The sequence below is a fragment of the Terrabacter sp. FW104-15G4B genome (assembly GCF_058790095.1).
The window spans coordinates 1-7,255 of sequence record NZ_JBYTCI010000059.1; the positions used below are offsets into that span (position 1 = coordinate 1).

Consider the following 7,255-nt stretch of genomic DNA (forward strand, 5'->3'; position numbering starts at 1 on the left):
GGGTCGGGGTGGGCGCCGTGGCCCAGGACGAGGTCGAGGAGCAGCACGCCGCACGTGGGGTCGGCCGCCTCCACGGCGATGCGCTCGAGACGCAGCGACGGGTCGATCATCGGGTGGGCCCGGCCGCGCGTCATCGTGTCGTCCCCGAAGTCGATGACGACGTGGCCGGGGTCGCGCAGGTCAGCGTCGAGGGCGAGCTCGGGCCGCAGCGGGATGTTGGACCGGATGTCGCCGAGCACCTCGCCGGCGACGAGCATCGCCTCGTCGGCGAGGGTGCCGCCGCAGAAGAGGCCGCGAAGCGAGCTGCCCTGCGGCACAGTGCCGCTCCGCTGCGGCTCGAGCTGCGACGAGTCGTCGTCGCCGACGCCCGGGCTCCAGCGCGGCCACCTCGGCACCTCGTGGCCGGTCGCGGACAGCACTGACTCGACCGCCGCAGTGAGGTCGGACCGGCCGGCCCCGAGCGTAGCCCAGTGGACCGGCTTGCCGAGCTTCGCGGCATACGCCTCCAGGTCGGCCAGCACCTCAGGAGCCGGGGGCTTGGAGACGACGACGATGGACGTGGTCTCGGGGTCGGCGGCGAGGGCGGCGAGCGCCTGCTTCGTCGAGCGGGCGGCGACGGCGGACGACAGGTCGCGCCCACCGACGCCGAGGCAGTGGCTGATGCCCACACCGGCTGCGTCGAGCAGGCACATGACCTGCTGGGCACCGGTGCCGGAGGCGGCGACCAGGCCGACGGAGCCGGGGCGCACGACGTTGGCGAAGCCGAGCGCGACGCCGCCGACGACCGCGGTGCCGCAGTCGGGGCCCATGACGAGCACGTCGGCGTCGGCGGCGGCGTCCTTGAGCCGCACCTCCTCCTCGACCGGCACGTTGTCGGAGAAGACCATGACGGACACGCCTGCGCGGACGGCGTCGAGGGCCTCGGCCACGGCATGCTCGCCGGGCACCGACACGAGCGCGAGGTCGGCACCGGACAGGCGGATGGCGCGACCAAGGGTCCGGGGCGCGGGCGCGTCGCCGAAACTACTGGAAGCGCTTGCAGCAGAACGGCTCTGGGTCAACGCCGCCTCGAGCGCGGCCTGCCCGGCGGCGATCCCGGACTCGTCCCCCCGGATCGCGACGACGAGGTCGTTGGGCGACGAGGCAGGCACCTCGAAGCCCATGCCGCGGATCACGTCCAGGTTGAGCTCGGTGGCCATGGCGACCTGCGCGGCCTCCACCCCGGGCGCTGCCGCGACCGTGCGCGACACCTGCATCAGGGTCACGGAGTCGAGGTAGGCACCGGATCGCAGCTCGACGTGGTCAGCCACGGTGGGCTCCTTCCTGAGGCGAGGACGGGGAGGCGGAGAGGTGGGCATCGACCGCACGGAGCGCGCCGCTGACCCCGGACAGCAGGTCACGGCCGGAGGTGTGCCCGATGGCCAGCACCTTCTCCACCAGGTCAGCGACCTCGCGGGACGGGTCGACCGGCCGGATCGCACCCCCGAAACCCTGGTCCAGGGCCTGTTCTGGGCCGCCGTTCAGGCCGCTCGGGCCGGCCGACACGAGACGGGTGACGAGGCGCGCGACGTCCGGGACGGCATACCCCTGACCCGCGGCGACGAGGAGGGCTGCCGACAGGCTCGTCGTCCAGGGCAGTACCTCGCGGACCGCCGTGCGGACGGCCGACAGCGCGCGTCGTGGCTGCGCTCCCTCGACCGCGCCGAGGGTGAGCAGGACGCCGCAGAGGGCGTCGTCGCCGCTCGGGGTCAGACCCTGGCCGACGCCGATGAGTCCGCGGACACCCGCCTCGACCGACTGGCCGGCGAGCGCCGAGGCCGTCAGGGCGTGGGCGAGCTCGCCGAGGACCCCGGGATCCGGCAGCCCGACGGCACCACTGCTCCCACGCGGCGAGGGCGACACGCGAGCCGGCCGCAGGAGCCGGGCGCCGACGACGTCGGCCCGCGGCAGGCGCACCCGCCCCTGCCCGACGACGACGCGGTCGCCCGCCTCGACCCCCCACCGTACGGAAGTGGACGGCAGTGCCAGCCGCAGGCCGATGGGCAGCGCGACGGCGTCGGACGCCAGCACGGCCAGGACCCGCTCGTGTGCTCCGAGGGCGACGTAGAGGCAGGTCGGGAAGGCAGCGAGCACGCGGCACCGCCGGGGCGTACCGGTGAGCTCTGCGGCGACGAGCGGGGACACGGCGGCGGGCAGCACTGTCAGGTCGAGACCGTCCATCCCCGCGCGCACCTCCCGCGTCCGCCGCTGCCGTGCTCTGCTCACCAACCGATCCACCGACCCGGCCCCAATGACCTGGCCCGGACCGCTGACGCGACGCTACCGACGCTGGATAGGGTGCGCTCATGGTGAAAGTTGCCAACGATCCAGTCCTGGCCGAGGGTGACTTGCCAGCGCCGAGCCGGCCCGTCGCGCCCGAGGTGCCCGACGTCTCGGGCATCTCGCTGCGCCTCATCGCAGGCCTGGCCGCCGCCGCCCACGGCGTCGTCCACGCTGACCCGCCCCGCCTGGACGTCACCGTCGACAGCACCACTCCCCTGCGCTCGGCACTGCGCGACGCCAGGGCCGGGACGTGCCTCGCCCACCGGCTCGTCCTTGCCGACGCCGCCGCGCTGACCGAGGACGGCAGCGTGGCAGCCCCTGCGACCGACGTCGTGGCCACCCTCGACCGCGCCGGCGCCGCCGGGCTGGTGGTCTCGGGGCTCAGCGGCAAGGCCTTGGCGGCCCTCGTGGCTGCAGCCGACGCGACCGGCCTTCCCCTCGTCGAGGTCCCGCTGGAGCACATCGCCACCTTCACCACCGAGGTCCTGACCGCGATCCTCGAGCACCAGACCGCGATCCTGCGCCGGCTGGAGGACGCCGACCGGGCGCTCGTGCAGATCGTCCTGGCCGGCGGCTCGCTCGACGACCTCTGCGAGCAGGTCGTCGGCTTCCTCGACGGCGCCGCGATGGTGACGACGACCGACGGGCGCGTCATCGCCCGGGCCGGGTCGCCGCGCGAGCTCGAGCACGCCGCCTCCCTCGACTGCTTCGACCGCACCGGCCGCCTGCTCACCGAGGCCGAGCCGATGGGTCCGCGGCCCGACGGCCCGACCGCCAACCGCTCGGCCGTCCGCATCGTCGCCGGGCACCTCGACCACGGCGTCCTCGTCGCCTTCTGCAGCCACCGGCACCTCACCGTCGACGACGTGCGCCTGCTCGAGCGGGCCGCGACCGTCGCCGCCCTCGCGATCACCAAGGACCAGGCCGTCTCGGCCGTCGAGAGCAAGTACCGCGCCGAGTTCCTTCGCGACGCCCTCGCCGGCCGCGCCGGCTCCCCCGTCGACGCCGTCGCCCACGCCACCTCGCTCGGCTGGGACATCGACCGGCCCATGGTCGTCGTCGTGGCCGAGACCGACGAGGACGACGACCTCTCGACCCGCGACGCCGAGGAGGTGCGCTTCCTCCAGCAGCGCTTCGCCCGGGCGTGGACGCATGCCGTCGCCGTGCGCGACTCGCGTTCTCCCATCATGGGATTCAGCCGCGAGGTCGTCGCCCTCATCGGCGTCCCGGCCGGCGCGGACACCGAGCAGGTGATGCGGATCGTCGGCGACTACGTCCGCGTCGTGCGTGGTGACGGCGGCGGCGGTCGGCGCAGCTTCTCGGCCGGCGTCTCACGGCCGATCACCTCGGTCGCCGGCCTCCCCCAGGCGTACGACGAGGCCCTGTCCGCCGTCACCGTCGGCCGGCAGATGCACGGCGACGGCGCGCTCACCCACGTCGACGGCCTGGGCATCTACCGCCTGCTGGCCCTGATCCCCGACGGCGCGGACCTGCGCCGCTTCGTCCAGGAGTCGCTGCGCGAGCTCGCCACCGACGACTCGCCGGAGTACGCCGGCCTCCGCCAGACCCTGACCATCCTGCTCGACACCAACCTCAACGTCGCCGAGACCGCCCGCCTGCTCTTCTTCCACTACAACACGCTGCGCTACCGCATCGGCAAGCTCGAGAAGATCCTCGGCCCCTTCACCACCGACCCCGACCTGCGCCTGACGCTCGCCCTGGCGCTGAAGATCCACCAGATGCGCGGCATCTGAACCCACGCCCTGCGTATGCCGTCCGGCGCGCTTCGTGGAACACCGCACCCCCTACCGAGGTAGTGACCTTCCACGGAGCCGAGCCTGTGGAGGACCGCCGCGGACCTGACCGCCTGCCGGTTCGGACGGTCGAGGGGGTCACGATCCGCCGGGGCCGGCACGCCGTCGCCCGGGTCGCCCCGCGAGAGTGGCCCCACCGCACGACCGTCGAGCACACCTTCCTCGACCTCGCCGGTGCTCGCGGTCCGGACCGGGCCATCGCGCTGGCTGCCAAGGCCGTCTGGCTCGCGCTCACCACACCGGGCCGGCGCCGCAGTGCCCTGGCCCAGCGGCCGGGCGACGCGACCGCTCCGCGCTGGTCTCAGGACGCGTGACCCTCCGGTGCTACTGGACCGATCTCGTGCCGTCCGGCTGCGCCCTCGCCACGGACGTCGCACAGGTGCTGCGCACGCGAGGCTGGCCCGGGACGCCACCGCGGTGCGGACACCCGGACCGGGCGTGCCTCGTCGACTCGAGCGCACGGCATACGTCATCTCGTGCCAGCAGGGCTCCATCGGCGTGTATCAACGTTTGACGAACCCCATGACCCGTGGTGGGAGTAGTTTTCGGCCATCCCGGTACGGGACGTGACCCACATCACCGCATGTGGCAACCATAGGAGTCGGAATGGCTTTGGGCTTGGGCTGGAAACTGCACGGGGACGGCAAGACGCTGGGCCCCGACGACGTCGTCGCACCCGACGAACGCCTGTCCTGGGGCAAGACGGTGGGCCTCGGCGCCCAGCACGTCGTCGCCATGTTCGGCGCGACGTTCGTCTTCCCCATCTTGATGGGCCTCAACCCGCAGCTCGCGATCATGATGAGCGGCATCGCGACGATCTGCTTCCTGCTCATCGTCAACGGCAGGGTCCCTAGCTACCTCGGCACGTCGGCGAGCTTCGTCGGGGCGGTCTTCGCCATCCGCGCCCAGGGCGGCACGTCGGCGACGGTCACGGGCGCGATCCTCGTCGCCGGTCTCGTGCTCGCGATCGTCGGCGTGATCATCCACTTCCTCGGGTCGGGCGTGCTGCACAAGGTGCTGCCGCCGGTCGTCACGGGTGCGGTCGTCATGCTGATCGGCTTCAACCTCGCACCGGTCGTGGCCACCGTCTACTGGCCGCAGGACCAGTGGGTGGCCCTGCTCGTCATGCTCTTCACGGTCGTCTGCGCGGTCGCCTTCAAGGGCTTCATCTCGCGCATCGCGGTCTTCCTCGCGCTCATCTTCGGCTACATCATCTCGTGGATCTTCGACAAGGCCTTCGGCCAGATCACCTCCTTCGACGCCGGCGCCAACAAGGTGACGACCCACTTCCGCACCAATTTCGACAACATCTCCGCGCAGCCGTGGTTCGGCCTCCCGCCGTCATCGACGATCGGCGGCGACGGCAAGGAGATCGTGGGCATCCACGCGCCGTCGTTCTCGGTCGCCGCCATCCTGCTCGTGCTGCCGGGCGTCATCGCCCTCATCGCCGAGAACACCGGTCACGTCAAGGCCGTCGCGGAGATGACGAAGACCAACCTGGACCCGTACATGGGTCGCGCCATCGCCGCCGACGGCTTCGGCACGGTCATCGCGTCCTCTGTCGGTGGCTCGCCGACGACCACGTATGCCGAGAACATCGGGGTCATGGCCGCCACCCGCGTCTACTCGACGGCGGCCTACTACGTGGCGGCCGTCGTCGCGATCATCTTCGGTCTCTCGCCGAAGTTCGGCGCGCTCGTGGCCTCCGTGCCGGGCGGCGTGCTCGGCGGCATCACCGTCGTGCTCTACGGCATGATCGGCCTGCTCGGCGCGAAGATCTGGAAGGAGAACGGGGTCGACTTCGGCAACCCGATCAACCTCGTCCCGATCGCAGCCGGCATCGTCATCGGCATCGGCGGCGTCTCGCTGAAGTTCTCGGACACCTTCGAGCTCGGCGGCATCGCCCTCGGCACCATCGTCGCCGTCGGCGCCTACCACCTGGCCCGGGCAGTCGCCCCCGACGACCTGCGTCGCCGCGCCGATGGCACGGGAGGCACGATGATCTCGCTCGGCGAGCGCGAGGGGGACTACGGCGACGCCGACGGGATCGACGACCTCTACCAGGACCGGCCGGGCGGCCCCGACCTGCGCCGCCACTGAGCCACACCAGCCGTACGCCCCGCTGCAGGCGTCCGAACGCCGTGGGCCTCCGATCTCGGATCGGGGGCCCACGGCCCGTTCAGGGCAGAAGTTGCCAAAAGCCCACGCGCAGCGATGCACAACCGTCACTAGTCCCCGCCGGGGATCGGAAGGCAGGATCAGTTCGTGAAGCCCGCCCCCTTCGAGCACCACGCACCGCTCACCGTCGAGCAGGCCGTCGCCGTCCTCGGCGCGGTCGGGCACGACGGCAAGGTCCTCGCGGGCGGGCAGAGCCTCATCCCGATCCTCAACATGCGGCTCGCCTCCCCCGCCCACCTCGTCGACATCAACCGGGTCGCCGGGCTCGACACCATCGAGGTGACGCCCTCGGCCGTACGCGTGGGAGCCCTGGTGCGGCACGCCGGCCTCGAACGCTCCGAGGAGGCGTATGCCGCCCTCCCCCTCCTGCGCCAGGCGCTCGTCAACGTCGCCCACCCGGCCATCCGCAACCGCGGCACGACGGTCGGCTCGATCGCCCACGCCGATGCGGCCGGTGAGATGCCGGCGATCCTGGCGCTGACCGACGGGGTCGTCGAGGTCGCCGGTCCGGCCGGGCGGCGCGAGGTCGGGTGCGGTGACTTCTTCCTCGGCGCCCTGGAGACGTCGCTCGCTGCGGAGGAGCTCGCGGTGGCGGTGCGCTTCGGGCGCCCGCCGACCGGGACGGGGACCGCCTTCGTCGAGGCGGCACGTCGATCCGGCGACTACGCGATGGCGGGTGTCGGCGTGGCGGTCACTCTCATCGACGGGGTCGTGTCAGCCGCCCGGGCATCGTTCGTGTCGGTCACCGACGTGCCGTCCGTCCTCGACCTCGGGACGGCGCTCCGTGGTGTCGAGCCCGGGACCGGCGCGTGGGACACCGCACTCGACGCCGCCGCCGAGGCCGTGCGTGAGCACGTCGACCCCGAGAGCGACATCCACGCCAGCGCCGACTACCGGCGCATGCTGGTGACGGAGCTGACCCGCCGCGCCCTCCCCCAGGC

Annotated in this window: 6 protein-coding genes; 4 read left to right on the forward strand and 2 right to left on the reverse strand. The window is 72.6% G+C overall.

The annotated features are described in order from the left end of the window. Window positions 1-1,310, reverse strand: a 1,310-nt coding sequence (locus tag AC3WRT_RS20480; RefSeq protein WP_492725231.1) for an AllF/FdrA family protein, incomplete at its 3' end; no start/stop codon positions are given. Further along, window positions 1,303-2,265 (reverse strand): oxamate carbamoyltransferase subunit AllH family protein, encoded by a 963-nt coding sequence (locus tag AC3WRT_RS20485; RefSeq protein WP_492725233.1) that lies wholly within the window; start codon window positions 2,263-2,265, stop codon window positions 1,303-1,305. The genes AC3WRT_RS20480 and AC3WRT_RS20485, both read right to left, overlap by 8 nt. An 80-nt stretch (window positions 2,266-2,345) precedes the next feature. On the opposite strand from AC3WRT_RS20485, the gene AC3WRT_RS20490 reads away from it, so the two are divergent. The 4 genes from AC3WRT_RS20490 to AC3WRT_RS20505 all read left to right on the forward strand — a co-directional run. Beyond that, on the forward strand, window positions 2,346-4,076 hold the full coding sequence (locus tag AC3WRT_RS20490; RefSeq protein WP_492725235.1) for a helix-turn-helix domain-containing protein: 1,731 nt from the start codon (window positions 2,346-2,348) through the stop codon (window positions 4,074-4,076). Window positions 4,077-4,162: 86 nt separating this feature from the next. Then, window positions 4,163-4,450 carry a hypothetical protein gene (locus AC3WRT_RS20495; RefSeq protein WP_492725237.1) on the forward strand — a complete coding sequence of 96 codons (288 nt, stop codon included), beginning with the start codon at window positions 4,163-4,165 and terminating at the stop codon, window positions 4,448-4,450. Between the two features lie 292 nt (window positions 4,451-4,742). Next, window positions 4,743-6,236, forward strand: a complete 1,494-nt coding sequence (locus AC3WRT_RS20500) for a uracil-xanthine permease family protein (RefSeq protein WP_492725239.1) — start codon at window positions 4,743-4,745, stop codon at window positions 6,234-6,236. 165 nt (window positions 6,237-6,401) lie between these two features. Further along, on the forward strand, window positions 6,402-7,255 hold an 854-nt coding region (locus AC3WRT_RS20505), incomplete at its 3' end, for an FAD binding domain-containing protein (protein WP_492725241.1).